Origin of the sequence: Burkholderia sp. HI2500 (genome assembly GCF_002223055.1) — a bacterium.
GTDB lineage: Bacteria > Pseudomonadota > Gammaproteobacteria > Burkholderiales > Burkholderiaceae > Burkholderia.
Genome location: NZ_NKFL01000005.1, coordinates 599,268 through 615,246 on the forward strand (window position 1 = coordinate 599,268; position 15,979 = coordinate 615,246).

Annotated in this window: 17 protein-coding genes; 12 read left to right on the plus strand and 5 right to left on the minus strand. The window is 66.8% G+C overall.

Annotated elements, in window-relative coordinates:
* The first annotated feature begins 159 nt into the window (after positions 1 to 159).
* Complete coding sequence (locus tag CFB45_RS15670) at positions 160 to 1,245, plus strand: AI-2E family transporter (protein WP_174973068.1); 1,086 nt, start codon at positions 160 to 162, stop codon at positions 1,243 to 1,245.
* Between the two features lie 110 nt (positions 1,246 to 1,355).
* Here CFB45_RS15670 and purU read toward each other — a convergent pair whose 3' ends face one another.
* The 5 genes from purU to CFB45_RS15695 all read right to left on the minus strand — a co-directional run bounded on the left by purU (position 1,356) and on the right by CFB45_RS15695 (position 6,500).
* Entirely contained in the window at positions 1,356 to 2,240 is an 885-nt protein-coding gene (purU, locus tag CFB45_RS15675; protein WP_089426344.1) for a formyltetrahydrofolate deformylase, read from the minus strand.
* 73 nt (positions 2,241 to 2,313) lie between these two features.
* The gene (locus CFB45_RS15680) at positions 2,314 to 3,180 is read right to left on the minus strand and encodes an NUDIX hydrolase (protein WP_089426345.1); all 867 of its coding nucleotides are present in this window, start codon (positions 3,178 to 3,180) and stop codon (positions 2,314 to 2,316) included.
* 6 nt (positions 3,181 to 3,186) lie between these two features.
* The gene (locus CFB45_RS15685) at positions 3,187 to 3,801 is read right to left on the minus strand and encodes a LysE family translocator (RefSeq protein WP_059233178.1); all 615 of its coding nucleotides are present in this window, start codon (positions 3,799 to 3,801) and stop codon (positions 3,187 to 3,189) included.
* Between the two features lie 43 nt (positions 3,802 to 3,844).
* Positions 3,845 to 4,411 carry an adenine phosphoribosyltransferase gene (locus tag CFB45_RS15690; protein WP_089426346.1) on the minus strand — a complete coding sequence of 189 codons (567 nt, stop codon included), beginning with the start codon at positions 4,409 to 4,411 and terminating at the stop codon, positions 3,845 to 3,847.
* An 82-nt stretch (positions 4,412 to 4,493) separates the two neighbouring features.
* Positions 4,494 to 6,500 (minus strand): monovalent cation:proton antiporter family protein, encoded by a 2,007-nt coding sequence (locus CFB45_RS15695; protein ID WP_089426656.1) that lies wholly within the window; start codon positions 6,498 to 6,500, stop codon positions 4,494 to 4,496.
* 125 nt (positions 6,501 to 6,625) lie between these two features.
* Here CFB45_RS15695 and kdsD point away from each other — a divergent pair, with 125 nt between their 5' ends.
* The 11 genes from kdsD (at position 6,626) to CFB45_RS15750 (ending at position 15,858) form a co-directional block, all read left to right on the plus strand.
* Positions 6,626 to 7,609: an arabinose 5-phosphate isomerase KdsD gene (kdsD, locus tag CFB45_RS15700; RefSeq protein ID WP_039345999.1), complete on the plus strand. Its 984-nt coding sequence runs from the start codon at positions 6,626 to 6,628 to the stop codon at positions 7,607 to 7,609.
* The gene (locus tag CFB45_RS15705) at positions 7,609 to 8,145 is read left to right on the plus strand and encodes a KdsC family phosphatase (protein WP_089426347.1); all 537 of its coding nucleotides are present in this window, start codon (positions 7,609 to 7,611) and stop codon (positions 8,143 to 8,145) included. Before kdsD ends, CFB45_RS15705 begins: the two co-directional genes overlap by 1 nt.
* Before the next feature lie 3 nt (positions 8,146 to 8,148).
* On the plus strand, positions 8,149 to 8,763 hold the full coding sequence (lptC, locus tag CFB45_RS15710; RefSeq protein WP_089426348.1) for an LPS export ABC transporter periplasmic protein LptC: 615 nt from the start codon (positions 8,149 to 8,151) through the stop codon (positions 8,761 to 8,763).
* A gap of 20 nt (positions 8,764 to 8,783) precedes the next feature.
* Positions 8,784 to 9,449, plus strand: coding sequence for a lipopolysaccharide transport periplasmic protein LptA (gene lptA, locus CFB45_RS15715; RefSeq protein ID WP_089426349.1), 666 nt, complete (start codon positions 8,784 to 8,786; stop codon positions 9,447 to 9,449).
* Positions 9,446 to 10,222, plus strand: coding sequence for an LPS export ABC transporter ATP-binding protein (lptB, locus tag CFB45_RS15720; protein WP_011353224.1), 777 nt, complete (start codon positions 9,446 to 9,448; stop codon positions 10,220 to 10,222). The genes lptA and lptB overlap by 4 nt, the downstream gene beginning before the upstream one ends.
* A gap of 159 nt (positions 10,223 to 10,381) precedes the next feature.
* Complete coding sequence (locus CFB45_RS15725) at positions 10,382 to 11,887, plus strand: RNA polymerase factor sigma-54 (protein WP_089426350.1); 1,506 nt, start codon at positions 10,382 to 10,384, stop codon at positions 11,885 to 11,887.
* A 159-nt stretch (positions 11,888 to 12,046) separates the two neighbouring features.
* On the plus strand, positions 12,047 to 12,406 hold the full coding sequence (gene hpf, locus CFB45_RS15730) for a ribosome hibernation-promoting factor, HPF/YfiA family (RefSeq protein ID WP_006477786.1): 360 nt from the start codon (positions 12,047 to 12,049) through the stop codon (positions 12,404 to 12,406).
* A 168-nt stretch (positions 12,407 to 12,574) separates the two neighbouring features.
* Positions 12,575 to 13,114 (plus strand): PTS sugar transporter subunit IIA, encoded by a 540-nt coding sequence (locus tag CFB45_RS15735; RefSeq protein ID WP_089426657.1) that lies wholly within the window; start codon positions 12,575 to 12,577, stop codon positions 13,112 to 13,114.
* A gap of 129 nt (positions 13,115 to 13,243) precedes the next feature.
* Positions 13,244 to 14,212, plus strand: a complete 969-nt coding sequence (hprK, locus tag CFB45_RS15740; RefSeq protein WP_011353227.1) for an HPr(Ser) kinase/phosphatase — start codon at positions 13,244 to 13,246, stop codon at positions 14,210 to 14,212.
* A 74-nt stretch (positions 14,213 to 14,286) separates the two neighbouring features.
* Positions 14,287 to 15,195, plus strand: a complete 909-nt coding sequence (gene rapZ, locus CFB45_RS15745; RefSeq protein ID WP_089426351.1) for an RNase adapter RapZ — start codon at positions 14,287 to 14,289, stop codon at positions 15,193 to 15,195.
* A 27-nt stretch (positions 15,196 to 15,222) separates the two neighbouring features.
* Complete coding sequence (locus CFB45_RS15750; protein WP_089426352.1) at positions 15,223 to 15,858, plus strand: LON peptidase substrate-binding domain-containing protein; 636 nt, start codon at positions 15,223 to 15,225, stop codon at positions 15,856 to 15,858.
* Positions 15,859 to 15,979: the final 121 nt, after the last annotated feature.

Below are 15,979 nucleotides of genomic sequence, written 5' to 3' on the forward strand. Positions count from 1 at the left end.
CGTTTACACCATGCGCCAAACGGCCCCGTTGCGGACCATAATGGCAGCTATACTTTACGGTCGTAAGGTTCGCCGTACGCACCAATCCGGTGCGGCGTCGGGCGAACACGGCTCTGCCGCGCATTCCGCGGCATGACACACGAACGACAGGAATCCACGATGGAGAAGCAACCAGACTCGTCGCGCGATGCGCAGAATCGCGAACCGCACCTGCGCAGCGTGCGGCTGACGAGCGACTTCAGCCTGCCGAAGCTGTCGGCGCTCGAGATCGGCAGCTATGCGTTCGCGATCCTCGCGATGTGGCTCGTGATCGAACTCAAGCTGCTCGGCGGGCTGCTGGCCGGCCTGCTGGTCTACCAGCTGATCCATACGATCGCCCCCGTCATCGAACGCCACACCACGAGCATGCGCGCGCGCTGGGTCGCCGTCGTGCTGCTGTCGATCGCGATCGTCGGCGCGTTGACGGGACTGACGATCGGCATCATCGAACACTTCGAGCGCACGGTGCCGAACCTGCAAAGCCTGCTCGACCAGCTGATGCAGATCGTCGAGCAGACCCGCGCCCGCACGCCGGCCTGGATCGCGAACCTGCTGCCGGTCGACGTCGAGCAGATGAAGACGAAGGCCGCCGTGCTGATGCACTCGCACATGGACCAGCTCCAGCAAAGCGGCAAGAGCGTCGCGCGCGGCTTCGGCCACGTGCTGTTCGGGATGATCATCGGCGCGATGATCGCGATCGGCGTCGAGCACGGCAAGGTACGCCGGCCGCTGTCCACCGCGCTCGTCACGCGCGTGTCGCGCTTCGCCGACGCATTCCGCCGGATCGTGTTCGCGCAGATCAAGATCTCGGCGATCAACGCGGTGTTCACGGGCATCTACCTGCTCGTCGCGCTGCCGATCTTCCACCAGCGGCTGCCGCTGTCGAAAACGCTCGTGCTCGTCACGTTCATCGTCGGCCTGCTGCCCGTGATCGGCAACCTGATCTCGAACACGCTGATCGTCGCCGTGTCGCTGTCGGTCAGCATGGGCACCGCGATCGCGTCGCTGGCGTTCCTCGTGGTCATCCACAAGCTCGAATACTTCCTGAACGCGAAGATCATCGGCGGCCAGATCGAGTCGCGCGCATGGGAGCTGCTGCTCGCGATGCTGATCATGGAGGCCGCGTTCGGGCTGCCGGGCGTGATCGCCGCGCCGATCTTCTACGCGTATCTCAAGCGCGAGCTGTACCTGCTGCGGCTGATCTGAAGCAGCCCGCCCGCCAACAGCGATAAAAAAACGCCGCGCCCCGTGAAGGGCGCGGCGTTTTTGTCTGTGATTGCCCGCCAGCCGACGGCCGGCAATCGGCATTCAACACATCAGCGGAACACGACCGTCTTCGTCCCGTTCAGCACGATCCGGTGCTCGACGTGCCACTTCACCGCACGCGCGAGCGTCACGCATTCGACGTCGCGGCCGATCGCGGTCAGCTGGTCGGGCGTCATGCTGTGGTCGACGCGCTCGACTTCCTGCTCGATGATCGGGCCTTCGTCGAGATCGGTCGTCACGTAGTGCGCGGTCGCGCCGATCAGCTTCACGCCGCGATCGAACGCCTGGTAGTACGGCTTCGCGCCCTTGAAGCTCGGCAGGAACGAATGGTGGATGTTGATCGCGCGGCCGGCGAGCTGCTTGCACAGGTTCGGCGACAGGATCTGCATGTAGCGCGCGAGCACGACGAGATCGGCCTGGTGCTCGTCGATCACTTCCAGCACGCGCGCTTCCTGCGCGGCCTTCGCGGCATCGGACGAGCCGCCGATCAGAGGAAAGTGATGGAACGGGATGTTGTAGCTCGCGGCGAGCTGGTAGAACTCCTTGTGGTTCGACACGATCGCCGGGATCTCGATCGGCAGCTGGCCGGTGCGATAGCGGAACAGCAGGTCGTTCAGGCAATGGCCGATCTTCGACACCATGATCACGACGCGCGGCTTCACGGCCGCGTCATGCATTTCCCAGCGCATCGAGAACTGCTCGGCGAGCGGCGCGAATTCCTTGCGAAGCGTGTCGAGCGCCGTCGCGGCATCCGCGCCGCCGCCGTCCTGCTCGAAGTGCACGCGCATGAAGAACTCGCTGGTGCGGCTGTCGCCGAACTGCGCCGAATCGAGGATGTTGTTGCTGCGCTCGAACAGGAAGCCCGAGACCGCATGGACGATGCCGTGCCGGTCAGGGCACGACAGTTTCAAGATAAAGCTGTGATCGGTCGGCATGACCGCTACTCCCTTCGTTTCCGTATTCGTCAAATTGCCCGTTCGCGCCGCCAGGCTGCGTGCGCGGCACGCGTCACGCGGCCGGTGCGAACAGGGCGTCGATGCCCGCCGCGTCGGCCGCCGGGATCCAGCGGTGGCGCAGCAGCGTGTCGAGCGTCGCGAGGCTCGCATCCATCGTCGCGCGGCCGGCGCGCAGCCAGCCGATCACCTCGGGCACGCCGGCCAGCAGGTGCTCGGCCACTTCGCCGTCCTGGTTGCGCGGCGCGAAGTCGCGCGGCAACGGCAGGTCGTACACGAAGATCAGTTCGGACTGCGTGCCTTCCGGCAGCGAGCACAGCACCTGCACCGCGCGGCCCGCGATCGCGCGCGCGGCCAGTTCGGCCGGAATGCCGGCCTCTTCCCAGCATTCCTTCGCGAGCGTCTCGTGAACGCCCAGGCCCCAGCCGATTCCGCCGGCGACGACGTTGTCGAGCATGCCGGGGTCGGTTGCCTTGGTCTCGCTGCGGCGGCCGAGCCACATTTGCGGGACGGCCGCGGCGGACGGCTCGCCCGGCGCAACCGCATATTCTACGATGCCGTTCAGATGCACCGCGTAAGTCTGCGTGCCGAAGAAGCGCGATGCGGCGCGCTCGATGTACGCGAGCGGCGGATCGTCGAAGCGGTTACGGATCGCGTAGATCTCGTCGCGCCAGCCGGGAATCGCGCCTTCGGCCGCGAGCGCGCCGATCGCGCTCGCCAGCGCCATGCTGCGTGCGTCGACCGAATCGTAGCGCGCCGACAGCACGACGCGCTCATCGGCCAGCTCGAACACGTCGGGCCAGCGCGCCAGCATCGCGACGTCCTGGCGGCGCACCCAGCCGACTGCCTGGCCGGCAATCTCGAAGCGCAGGTGCGCAGCGGGATCGAAGCGGCGCGCGGCCGCAATGCACGGAAACGTCATCGTCTGTCAGTCCTTCAGCGCCACGCGGATGCCGATCGCGATGAACGTCGCGCCGGCGATCCGGTCGAGCCACACGCCGGCCTTCGGGCGGCGCTTCAGCCACGCGCCGATCATGCCCGCGCCGACGCCGAACAGCGAGAAGACCGCGGCCGTCTGCAGCATGAACAGCGCGCCGAGTTCGAACATCTGCAGCGTGACGCTCTGCGCGCCGTGCGGATCGACGAACTGCGGCAGGAACACGACGAAGAACAGCGTGACCTTCGGGTTCATCAGGTTGCCGATCACGCTCTGCCGGAAGATCGTGCCGAGCGGCTGCGGCGGGCGCGCATGCGCATTCGAGAGCCCCTGGCTGCGCAGCGCCTTGATGCCGATCCACACGAGGTATGCGGCGCCCGCGAGCTTCAGGATCTGGAACGCGACCGGCGACGAACGCAGCACGGCCGCGACGCCGAGCGCCGCGAGCGTCGTGTGGAACAGGATCCCGGCCGTGAAGCCGAGCGCGGCGACGAAGCCGGCCGCGCGGCCTTGCGAGATGCCGCGTGCGAGTACCTGCAGGTTGTCGGGCCCCGGCGCGAACGTGATCGCGATCGACGTGGCGAGAAACAGCATGAAGTTGGGCATCGTGACCTCGCTGCGTAACGTGGAAGCTCAGGCAGGCCGGCGTTCAGTGGCCGGCGAATTCGGTGACGGTATAAACCGGCAGTCCCGCATTGCGCAGCAGCGCCGAGCCGCCGAGATCGGGCAGGTCGATGATCGCCGCGCCTTCGACGACTTCCGCGCCGAGCCGCTGCAGCAGGTTGCGCCCCGCCATCATCGTGCCGCCGGTCGCGATCAGGTCGTCCATGATGATCACGCGGTCGCCGGGGCGGCACGCATCTTCATGGATCTCGACCGTCGCGCTGCCGTATTCGAGGTCGTACGATTCCGAGCGCGTCTTGTACGGCAGCTTGCCGACCTTGCGGATCGGCACGAAGCCGACGCTCAGTTCGTACGCGACGATCGGCGCGATGATGAAGCCGCGCGCATCGAGGCCCGCGACGTAGTCGAGCTTCGCATCGACATAGCGCTCGACGAACAGGTCGACGAGGATGCGCAGCGCCTTCGGGCTCTGCAGCAGCGTCGTGATGTCGCGGAACATCACGCCCGGCTGCGGCCAGTCGGGCACCGTGCGGATCTGGCTGTGAATGAAGGCGACCGGATCGAGCGGTGCGCCCGACAACGAATGCGGCATGAAACTCTCCGAAAAAAACGGTGCGCGAAGATCGGGCACCGTTTCGAATAAATACGGGTCAGGTTATCAAACCAGGCGCGGCTCAGGCGGCCGCGGCTGGCGGTTCGCGCCGATGGCGCGACAGCCGCTCCTCTGCGAGCGCGAGCGCCTCGGGCAGCCCGCGCAGCACGACGATGTCGCTCGCGCGCAGCTTGGTTTGCGGATCGGGTTCGACGCCGCGGATACCATGCCGGCGAATCGCCGTGACTTCGAGCCCGAGTGCATACAGCCCCAGTTCTTCCAGCGAACGCCCGACCGCGTCCGCGCGCGCATCGACCGGCACCGATTGTAGCCGCACCTGCTCGTGGTCGTCGTCGTCCGCGTCGTCCGCGCCGCGGAAATAGCCGCGCAGCAGGCTGTAGCGTTCGTCGCGCATCTCCTCGACGCGCCGCACGACCTTGCGCATCGGCACGCCGACCAGCACCAGCGTGTGCGACGCGAGCATCAGGCTGCCCTCGACGATCTCCGGAATCACCTCGGTCGCACCGGCCGCAAGCAGCTTCTCGAGATCGGCGTCGTCGACGGTGCGCACGATCGCGGGCAGCGTCGGCTCGAGTTCGTGCACGTGATGCAGCACGCGCAGCGCGGACGGCGTGTTCGCATAGGTGATCGCCACCGCCGCCGCACGGTGGATACCGGCCGCGAGCAGCGACTCGCGGCGCGCCGCGTCGCCGAACACGACCGATTCGCCGGCCGCCGCGGCCGCGCTCACGCGATCGGGGTCGAGGTCGAGCGCGACGTACGAAATGCCTTCCTGTTCGAGCATCCGCGCCAGGTTCTGCCCTGCACGGCCGTAGCCGCAGATGATCACGTGGCCGCGCTGCTTGAGGCTTTGCGTCGCGATCCGCGTCATCTGCAGCGACTGCTGCATCCATTCGGTCGACGACAGCCGCATCACGATCCGGTCGGCGTTCTGGATCAGGAACGGCGCCGCGAGCATCGACAGCAGCATCGACGCGAGAATCGCCTGCAGCAGCGTCGAATCGACGAGATGCCGGTCGAGGATCAGGTTCAGCAGCACGAAGCCGAATTCGCCGGCCTGCGCGAGCCCGATGCCGGTGCGCATCGCGACGCCCGGTGTCGCGCCGAACAGCCGCGCGAGCCCGGCGATCATCGTCCCCTTGAACAGGATCTGCCCGACGAAGAAACCGAGCACGAGGAACGGGTGCTCCCAGATCACGCGCGGGTCGAGCAGCATCCCGGTCGTCACGAAGAACAGGCCGAGCAGCACGTCGCGGAACGGCTTGATGTCCTCCTCCACCTGATGGCGGAACGGCGTCTCGGAGATCAGCATCCCCGCGATGAACGCGCCGAGCGCGAGCGACAGGCCGAAGCGGTCGGTGATGAATGCGGCGCCGAGCGTGACGAGCAGCAGGTTCAGCACGAACAGTTCCTGCGAGCGGCGCCGCGCGACGACGTTGAGCCAGCGCGTCATGAAGCGCTGGCCGATGACCAGCAGCAGCGTGAGCGCGATCACGATCTTGACGGCCGCGAAGCCGAGCGTGATCGCGAGGTCCTTCGACGATTCGGCGCCGAACGCGGCGATCACGATCAGCAGCGGCACCACCGCGAGATCCTGGAACAGCAGCACGCCGAAGATGTTGCGGCCGTGCTCGGTCTCGATCTCGAGCCGCTCGGCGAGCATCTTCGACACGATCGCCGTCGACGACATCGCGAGCGCGCCGCCGAGCGCGATGCTGCCCTGCCACGTGATGTGCACCCAGTGCTCGAACAGCATGCCCAGCACGAGCGCGAGCACGAGCGTCGCGACAACCTGCAGCAGCCCGAGCCCGAACACGAGCCGCTGCATCGCCCTCAGCTTCGCCAGCGAGAACTCGAGGCCGATCGAAAACATCAGGAACACCACGCCGAATTCCGCGAGATGCTCGGCCCGCTCCAGATCCGCCGCGATGCCGAACGCATGCGGGCCGACCAGGATGCCGACGGTCAGGTAGCCGAGCATCGGCGGCAGGTTCAACGAGCGGAATACGACGACGCCCACCACTGAGGCCAGCAGCAGCAGCAGGGTCATTTCGAGCGGGGAAATCACGGGCGAAGCGTCCTCGTTCGTCGGGGCCACGGCAATGCGGGCGCGGGTGGTGGCGGTGGTCAGGCAACCTCGGACGAGTCCGAAGGCCCGGCGCGGCGAACAAACGCCTTTGCTATACTCCGCGCATGATAGCGAAAATCAATGATGACCGGGCGCTCGCGCTCGCCCGCGACGTGCTCGACATCGAGGCGGACGCCGTGCGCGCGCTGCGCGACCAGCTCGACGGCGGCTTCGTCCAGGCCGTCGCGCTGCTGCTCGGCTGCCGCGGCCGCGTGGTGGTGTCCGGTATCGGCAAATCGGGGCATATCGCCCGCAAGATCGCGGCCACGCTGGCCAGCACCGGTACGCCGGCCTTCTTCGTCCACCCGGCCGAGGCCAGCCACGGCGACCTCGGGATGGTCACCTCCGACGACGTCTTCATCGGCATCTCCTATTCCGGCGAATCCGAAGAACTCGTGGCGATCCTGCCGCTCGTGAAGCGGATCGGCGCGAAGCTGATCGCGATCACGGGCCGCGCGGAATCGAGCCTCGGCACGCTCGCCGACGTGAACCTGAACGCCGCGGTCTCGAAAGAGGCCTGCCCGATGAACCTCGCGCCCACCGCGAGCACGACCGCCGCGCTCGCGCTCGGCGACGCGCTCGCCGTGGCGGTGCTCGACGCGCGCGGCTTCGGCTCGGAAGATTTCGCGCGCTCGCACCCGGGCGGCGCGCTCGGCCGGCGCCTGCTCACCTACGTGCGCGACGTGATGCGCTCGGGCGACGACGTCCCGTCCGTCGGGCTCGACGCGACACTGTCGGACGCCCTGTTCCAGATCACCGCGAAGCGCCTCGGCATGACCGCGGTGGTCGACGCCGGCGGCAAGGTCGCGGGCATCTTCACCGATGGCGACCTGCGCCGCGTGCTCGCGCGTGACGGCGACTTCCGCACGCTGCCGATCACCGACGTGATGACGCGCGACCCGCGCACGGTTGCACCGGATCACCTGGCGGTCGAGGCCGTGGAACTGATGGAGCGCCATCGGATCAACCAGATGCTGGTGGTCGATGCCGACGGCGTGCTGATCGGCGCGCTGAACATGCACGACCTGTTTTCGAAGAAGGTGATCTGATGAGCGCAGCGCTGACTGCGGCCGAACGCGCGAGCCGCGTGAAGCTGATGATTTTCGACGTCGACGGTGTGCTGACCGACGGCGGCCTGCTGTTTACCGCGGCCGGCGACGCGATGAAGTCGTTCAATTCGCTCGACGGCCACGGCGTGAAGCTGCTCGGCGAAGCCGGCATCGCGACCGCGATCATCACGGGCCGCCGCTCGGAGATCGTCGCGGCGCGTGCGAAGGAAATGAAGATCGCGCACCTGTTCCAGGGCGTCGAAAACAAGCTCACCGTGTTCACCGACCTGATCGCCTCGCTCGGCCTCACCGCCGACCAGTGCGGCTACATGGGCGACGACTGGCCCGACCTGCCCGTGATGCTGCGCTGCGGCTTCGCGACGGCCCCCGCGAACGCGCATCCCGAGGTGATCGCCCGCGCGCACTGGGTGGCCGAGGCCCGCGGCGGCCATGGCGCCGTCCGCGAAGTCTGCGACGCGATCCTGCGCGCGCAGCGCCGCTACGACGCGCTGCTCGCGGCCGCCTGCGGAGCCTGACGGATGAACACGCATTTCCGTTGGACCCAGTTGCTGCCGCTCGTCGCGGTCGCCGCGCTCGCGGGCATCACCTGGTGGCTGCTGCAGGCCACGCTGCCGCCGCCCGGCGAGGGCACCGTGCAGCCGAAGCGCCACACGCCCGACTATTTCGCCGACAACTTCTCGGTCACCGAGCTCGACCAGTCGGGCGCGACCCAGTACCGGCTGACGGCCGCGAAGCTGATCCATTACGAAGACACCGAAGACAGCGATCTGACCGATCCGGCCATGCGCGCGTTCCAGCCCGGCAAGCCGGTCGTGACGACCACCTCGAAGCGCGGCACCGTCAACGGCGACGTGTCGATCGTCGACTTGTACGACGACGCGCGCATCCTGCGCGCGGCCGGCGGCGGCGATCCGCAGATGCAGGCTGATTCCCAGCATTTCCGGATCTTCGTCAATGACGATGTGATCCAGACCGAAAAGCCGGTTAAACTTCAGCGCGGCCTGTCGCTCGTCAACGCGACCGACGGCATGAAGTACAACAACGTCACCCGGGTCATCGAGCTTTACGGCAACGTGCGCGGCACGATCGCCGCGCAGGACACGTCCGGCGGCTCGAAAGCTCAACCCAAGTGACGCATCCCTCACGTGACTGCATGAACGAATCGTTCCCTCGACAGATTTCCGGCGGCGCTGCGCGCGCCGTCCGCGCCGCGCTTGCCGCGACGCTCGTGGCGCTCCCGCTGGTCGGGCTGGCGCCGCTCGCCCATGCCGAGAAGGCCGACCAAGGCAAGCCGATCAACGTCGAGGCCGACAACCTGACCTATGACGACCTGAAGCAGGTCACGGTCGCGACCGGCAACGTCGTGATCACGAAGGGCACGATCATCATCAAGGGCGATCGCGTCGAAGTGCGCCAGGACCCGGAAGGCTATCAGTACGCCACTTCGTTCGGCAGCGGCAAGAAGCACGCGACGTTCCGCCAGAAGCGCGAAGGCCTCGACGAGTACATCGACGGCGACGCCGAGCGCATCGACTACGACGGCAAGCAGGACCTGACCACGCTGACCACCGCCGCGACCGTGCGCCGCCTGCAGGGTACGTCGACCGTCGCCGATACCGTGCACGGCAGCGTGATCACGTACGACGGCCAGCGCGACTTCTACACCGCGAAGGGCGGCAAGGACGTCGCCGCGCCGGGCAACCCGAACGGCCGCGTGCGCGCGATGCTGTCGCCGAAGAACGGCGGCCCCGCGCCGCTGAACGGCGCGCCCGCAAAGCTGTCGCCGTCGACCACGATCCAGGGGGCGCCGGGCCAATGAACGCGCTACCGAACCGCCAGCCGGCCGGCACGACGAGCTCGCTCGTCGTCCGCAACCTGAAGAAGCGCTACGGCTCGCGCACGGTCGTCAAGGACGTGTCGCTCGACGTGAAGAGCGGCGAAGTCGTCGGCCTGCTCGGCCCGAACGGCGCCGGCAAGACCACGTCGTTCTACATGATCGTCGGCCTGGTGCCGCTCGACGCGGGCGAGATCTCGCTGAACGGCAGCTCGATCAGCCTGCTGCCGATCCACAAGCGCGCGTCGCTCGGCCTGTCGTACCTGCCGCAGGAAGCGTCCGTGTTCCGCAAGCTGACCGTCGAGGAGAACATCCGCGCGGTGCTCGAACTGCAGCACGGCGAAGACGGCAAGCGGCTGTCGAAGGACGCGATCTCGTCGCGCGCCGAAGCGCTGCTCGACGAGCTGCAGATCGGCCACCTGCGCGAGAACCCCGCGCTGTCGCTGTCGGGCGGCGAACGGCGCCGGGTCGAAATCGCGCGCGCGCTGGCCACCAACCCGAACTTCATCCTGCTTGACGAACCGTTCGCCGGCGTCGACCCGATCGCGGTGCTCGAGATCCAGAAGATCGTCAAGTTCCTGAAGCAGCGTAACATCGGCGTGCTGATTACCGATCACAACGTCCGCGAAACGCTCGGCATCTGCGACCACGCCTACATCATCAGCGACGGCTCGGTGCTCGCCGCCGGCGCGCCAAGCGAAATCATCGAAAACGAAAGCGTACGCCGCGTGTACCTCGGCGAACACTTCCGGATGTAACTCCTCCTCGTGGCTGGCTGCACCCCGTCCGGCGTCGCCGCGCGGGGCCGCGCCCCGCTTCGCGGCCATGCCCGCGGCCGGGCGGCGCGCCGCGCGTAATCGCGGATGGCTCAACGCGCCTGGGTCGTGGCAAACTGCCGGTATGACTCCCTCCTTGCCATGAAAGCCAGCCTTCAACTCCGCCTGTCGCAACATCTGGCGCTGACGCCCCAGCTACAGCAGTCGATCCGGCTCCTGCAGTTGTCGACGCTCGAATTGCAGCAGGAAGTCGCGATGGCCGTCGCGCAGAACCCGCTGCTCGAGAACGAGGATGAATGGATCGCGAGCCCGCTGCGTGTCGCTGCGGACGGATCGCTGATCGCGCAGACGCCTCCCGCGCAGAACACCGAGCCCGCAGCGACCAACGGCAGCAGTTCGTCGAGCGATCGTGCCGAGCGCGACGAGCCGGCCGGCGCGGACGAATACGACGGTTATGCATCCGGCGACGGCAACAACGGCCCGCAGTGGAACCTCGACGAATACGGCCGCTCGAGCGGCGCATCCGACGACGACGACCTCCCGCCGCTGCAGGTGCAGGAAGCGGCGACGTCGCTGCGCGACCACCTGTCCGCGCAGTTGCGCGTCACGCAGGCCGGCCCGCGCGACCGCGCGCTCGTGATGTTCCTGATCGAATCGCTCGACGACGACGGCTACCTGACCGCCACGCTCGATGAAGTGCTCGCCGACCTGCCGCCCGAGCTGGAGATCGACTGCGACGAACTGAACGCGGCGCTCGCGCTGCTGCACAGCTTCGATCCGGCCGGGGTCGGTGCCCGTTCGGCATCCGAATGCCTGAAGCTGCAGTTGCTGCGCCTCGATCCGTCCCCGACACGCACGCTCGCGCTCGAGATCGTGTCGCAGCATCTCGAGCTGCTCGCCGCCCGCGACTTCACGCGGCTGCGCAAGCATCTGAAGGCGAGCGACGACGCGCTGCGCGACGCGCACACGCTGATCCGCTCGCTGGAGCCGTTCCCCGGCGCCGCATACGGCAAGGCCGAGGCCGACTACGTCGTGCCCGACATCATCGTGAAGAAGGCCGGCCAGGGATGGCTCGCGGAGCTCAATCCGGAGGTCGTGCCGCGCCTGCGGATCAACAACCTTTACGCGAACATCCTGCGCAACAGCCGCGGCGATCCGTCGGCCGGTTCGCTCAAGCAGCAGCTCCAGGAAGCACGCTGGCTGATCAAGAACATCCAGCAGCGTTTCGACACGATCCTGCGTGTCGCGCAGGCCATTGTCGAGCGTCAAAAGAACTTCTTTGCGCACGGTGAAATTGCCATGCGCCCCTTGGTTTTGCGGGAAATTGCTGATACGCTGGGCCTACACGAGTCGACTGTCAGCCGTGTGACAACCGGGAAGTACATGCTGACCCCGTTCGGGACGCTTGAATTTAAGTACTTCTTCGGATCTCACGTCTCGACCGACACCGGTGGCGCCGCTTCGTCGACAGCCATCCGAGCCCTCATCAAGCAACTGATAGGAGCTGAAGACCCTAAATCGCCACTTTCGGACAGCCGCATTGCCGAGCTGCTGGCAGAACAGGGATTCGTGGTCGCGCGCCGCACGGTTGCGAAGTATCGCGAAGCCCTCAAGATCCCGGCAGTGAATCTGCGCAAGTCTCTTTAAGCCTGCTGCCTGCCCGGCGGCAGGCGTGTCCCGACCACCGCGCACACGGGGAACAGGCCGGGCGACCTGTCCGCGATACGCCGCCTTCATGCGGCACGGGCAAGTCGACCGGAGCGCCGCCTCGATGCGGCCGGGTGGTCACTCGCTTGGAGAAGCACTATGAACCTGAAGATCAGTGGACATCATCTCGAAGTCACGCCTGCAATTCGCGAATACGTGATCACCAAGCTGGACCGGGTGCTACGGCATAGCGATCAGGTGATCGATGGCACTGTGATCCTCTCGGTCGACAACCACAAGGAAAAGGACAAGCAGCAGCGCGCGGAAATCAACCTGCACCTGAAGGGCAAGGACATCTTCGTCGAAAGCGCGAACGGTAACCTGTATGCAGCGATCGACCTGCTGATCGACAAGCTGGATCGCCAGGTCGTCAAGCACATGGAGCGTCTGCAAACGCACGCGCACGACCCGATCAAGCTTCAACCGTCGATCGACCAGATCGAACTGCCGCCGCAATAACCTTCACCGCAACACACACGTCGCCCGGTTCGCCGGGCGTTTTTTTTGCGACTCCGCGCAGGGGTGCAACCGGTCCGTCCGCGCTGCGCCACGCACGCGGCTGTGCTCTATAATGTTCCGGTTATCGCCGGGGGGCGCTGGATGCGGTAGCTGCCTTGCAGGTTGCCGATGCCGAACGCCTTGATATCGCCGAACATGGATAGTCAGTCTGCCGCCGCAAGGAGACCCCAGGCCGCCCAATCGCCTGCCAACATGAATCGCCTAGCCAAAATCCTGCCCATAGAGAACGTCGTCATCGACCTCTCAGTCACCAGCAAGAAACGCGTGTTCGAACAAGCCGGGCTGATGTTCGAGAATCAGAACGGCATCGCCCGCAGCACCGTCACGGACAACCTGTTCGCGCGCGAGCGCCTCGGCTCGACCGGGCTCGGCGAAGGCGTCGCGATTCCGCACGGGCGCATCAAGGGGCTCAAGCACCCGCTCGCCGCGTTCGTCCGGCTCGCCGATGCGATCCCGTTCGAAGCCCCCGACGGCCAGCCGGTCGGTCTCCTGATCTTCCTGCTCGTGCCCGAGCAAGCCACCCAGCAGCACCTCGAGATCCTGTCGGAAATCGCGCAACTGCTGTCCGATCGCGACGCGCGCGAGCGTCTGCACAACGAAACGGATATCGCCGAGTTGCATCGCCTGCTCACTCAGTGGCAACCTTGAGTTGATCCGGGCGGAATATTTTCCCGTACGCGGCGGCACACGCCGCCGTTCAGGGCCGCCCGGCGCCGGCCCGGCATGGCGACGTCCGTCGCCGCGCGCACGCACCGGCCCATTGGAGTGACGAGAGTCATGGATACGTCCAGCATCAACGCCCAGAGCATCTTCGACGACAACGCGGCCACGCTGAAACTGAGCTGGCTGACGGGGCATGAAGGCTGGGAGCGCGGTTTTTCGGCCGACACCGTCGGCAATGCAACCTCGAGCGCCGACCTGGTCGGCCACCTGAACCTGATCCACCCGAACCGGATCCAGGTGCTCGGCGAAGCGGAAATCGACTACTACCAGCGGCAAACCGACGAAGACCGCTCGCGCCACATGGCCGAGCTGATCGCGCTCGAGCCGCCGTTCCTCGTCGTCGCCGGCGGCGCCGCGGCGCCGCCCGAACTCGTGCTGCGCTGCACGCGCTCGTCGACCCCGCTGTTCACCACGCCGATGTCGGCCGCCGCGGTGATCGACAGCCTGCGGCTCTACATGTCGCGCATCCTCGCGCCGCGCGCGACGCTGCACGGCGTGTTCATCGACATCCTCGGGATGGGCGTGCTGCTGACCGGCGATTCGGGCCTCGGCAAGAGCGAGCTCGGCCTCGAGCTGATCAGCCGCGGCCACGGCCTCGTCGCCGACGACGCGGTCGATTTCGTTCGACTTGGCCCCGATTTCGTCGAAGGGCGCTGCCCGCCGCTGCTGCAGAACCTGCTCGAAGTGCGCGGTCTGGGCCTGCTCGACATCAAGACGATCTTCGGCGAAACCGCCGTGCGGCGGAAAATGAAGCTGAAGCTGATCGTCCAGCTCGTGCGGCGCCCCGACGGCGAATTCCAGCGCCTGCCGCTCGAAAGCCAGACGGTCGACGTGCTCGGCCTGCCGATCAGCAAGGTCACGATCCAGGTCGCGGCCGGCCGCAACCTCGCGGTGCTCGTCGAGGCTGCTGTCCGGAACACGATCCTGCAGTTGCGCGGAATCGACACGTTGCGCGATTTCATGGATCGGCAACGACTCGCGATGCAAGATCCCGACAGTCAGTTCCCCGGCAAACTGGTGTAACCGCACGCGCCGGCCACGCAACGCCGACGCGTCGAGCCGGTGCTATGATGAAACGTCAGGATTCTCTGCTTCCCATGCGCATCGTCCTCATCACCGGCATCTCCGGCTCAGGCAAGTCCGTCGCGCTGAACGCGCTCGAAGACGCAGGCTATTACTGCGTCGACAACCTGCCGCCGCACGTGCTTCCCGAACTCGCCCGCTACCTCGCCGAGGATGGCCAGCACCGGCTCGCGGTCGCGATCGACGCGCGCTCGAGCGCGTCGCTCGACGAAATGCCCGGCCTGATCCGCGACCTGTCGCGCGAGCACGACGTGCGCGTGCTGTTCCTCAACGCGAGCACCCAGGCGCTGATCCAGCGCTTCTCCGAGACGCGCCGCCGCCATCCGCTGTCCGGCTCGCTGTCGCACGATGCGGACGTCGGCCTGCTGTCGTCGCTCGAGGAAGCGATCGAGCGCGAACGCCACCTCGTCGCGCCGCTCGCCGAATTCGGCCACCAGATCGACACCAGCACGCTGCGCGCGAACGCGCTGCGGACGTGGGTCAAGCGCTTCATCGAGCAGAAGAACAACGACCTGATGGTGATGTTCGAATCGTTCGGCTTCAAGCGCGGCGTGCCGCTCGACGCCGACCTGATGTTCGACGTGCGCGCGCTGCCGAATCCGTACTACGACCACCAGTTGCGCCCGCTCACCGGGCTCGACCAGCCGGTCATCGCCTTTCTCGACGCACTGCCGATCGTCCACCAGATGATCGACGACATCCATGCGTTCCTGATGAAATGGCTGCCGCACTTCCGCGATGACAACCGCAGCTACCTGACCGTCGCCATTGGCTGCACCGGTGGGCAGCATCGGTCGGTGTTCATCGCGGAAACGCTCGCCGCGCGCCTTGCGCACGACGCGAACGTGATCGTGCGGCATCGTGACGCGCCAGTGGATGTCGACGCGTCGTCGCGGCTCGTCTCCGAGGTCGACCGACCCTAGCGACGCCCGCCCCAACGCCCGCGCGCCATGTCCTCCCTATCGACCACCCTGATCGACCTGCCGCTGTTTCCGCTGCACACGGTGCTGTTTCCGGGGGGCCTGCTCCCGCTCAAGGTGTTCGAGGCGCGCTATCTCGACATGGCCCGCGCGTGCCTGCGCGACGACGCACCGTTCGGCGTGTGCCTGCTGAAGAGCGGGCCGGAAGTCGCGCAGGACGGCGCCGTATCGGTGCCCGAGACCATCGGCTGCATGGCGCGCATCACCGAATGCGATACCGGTGAATTCGGCATGCTGTACCTGCAGGCGGTCGGCACGCAGCGTTTCGAGCTGCTGTCGTACCGCGTCGAAGGCAACGGGCTGCTGGTCGGCATCGCGGAGCCGCTGCCCGACGACATCCCGCTCGAAGGCGAGCAGTCACTCGCGCAGTTCGGCTCGTGCGCCGAGGTGCTCGAGCGCATCATCGACGCGCTGAAGAAGTCCGATCCGGAGAAGATGCCGTTCGGCGAACCGTTCCGCCTCGATGATCCGAGCTGGGTATCGAACCGTCTCGCGGAACTGCTGCCGCTCGACCTGCGCGCGCGGCAGAAGCTGATGGAGTTTCCGGACGTCGGCGCGCGCATCGATGCCGTGCACCACGTGCTCGACCGGCATGGCTGGTTATAGCGTGCCCGGGACCTGTCGCTTTGCCTGAGCTATCCGGGAGAGGGCATCCCACGAGGGGCTTCCGTCCGGGCGAAAAGCCGGGCCGGCGTTTCCCGAATCACCCCAGACAGCCATTTCGCGC

Bases quoted from the DNA above. Each gene is read 5' to 3' on its own strand.
- CFB45_RS15725 (WP_089426350.1), top strand. From the start codon at position 10,382: ATGAAAGCCAGCCTTCAACTCCGCCTGTCGCAACATCTGGCGCTGACG.
- lptA (WP_089426349.1), top strand. From the start codon at position 8,784: ATGAACGAATCGTTCCCTCGACAGATTTCCGGCGGCGCTGCGCGCGCC.
- CFB45_RS15705 (WP_089426347.1), top strand. From the start codon at position 7,609: ATGAGCGCAGCGCTGACTGCGGCCGAACGCGCGAGCCGCGTGAAGCTG.
- CFB45_RS15670 (WP_174973068.1), top strand. From the start codon at position 160: ATGGAGAAGCAACCAGACTCGTCGCGCGATGCGCAGAATCGCGAACCG.
- hprK (WP_011353227.1), top strand. From the start codon at position 13,244: ATGGATACGTCCAGCATCAACGCCCAGAGCATCTTCGACGACAACGCG.
- hpf (WP_006477786.1), top strand. From the start codon at position 12,047: ATGAACCTGAAGATCAGTGGACATCATCTCGAAGTCACGCCTGCAATT.
- purU (WP_089426344.1), bottom strand. From the start codon at position 2,240: ATGCCGACCGATCACAGCTTTATCTTGAAACTGTCGTGCCCTGACCGG.
- CFB45_RS15750 (WP_089426352.1), top strand. From the start codon at position 15,223: ATGTCCTCCCTATCGACCACCCTGATCGACCTGCCGCTGTTTCCGCTG.
- rapZ (WP_089426351.1), top strand. From the start codon at position 14,287: ATGCGCATCGTCCTCATCACCGGCATCTCCGGCTCAGGCAAGTCCGTC.
- CFB45_RS15735 (WP_089426657.1), top strand. From the start codon at position 12,575: ATGCCGAACGCCTTGATATCGCCGAACATGGATAGTCAGTCTGCCGCC.
- lptB (WP_011353224.1), top strand. From the start codon at position 9,446: ATGAACGCGCTACCGAACCGCCAGCCGGCCGGCACGACGAGCTCGCTC.
- lptC (WP_089426348.1), top strand. From the start codon at position 8,149: ATGAACACGCATTTCCGTTGGACCCAGTTGCTGCCGCTCGTCGCGGTC.
- kdsD (WP_039345999.1), top strand. From the start codon at position 6,626: ATGATAGCGAAAATCAATGATGACCGGGCGCTCGCGCTCGCCCGCGAC.
- CFB45_RS15685 (WP_059233178.1), bottom strand. From the start codon at position 3,801: ATGCCCAACTTCATGCTGTTTCTCGCCACGTCGATCGCGATCACGTTC.
- CFB45_RS15690 (WP_089426346.1), bottom strand. From the start codon at position 4,411: ATGCCGCATTCGTTGTCGGGCGCACCGCTCGATCCGGTCGCCTTCATT.
- CFB45_RS15680 (WP_089426345.1), bottom strand. From the start codon at position 3,180: ATGACGTTTCCGTGCATTGCGGCCGCGCGCCGCTTCGATCCCGCTGCG.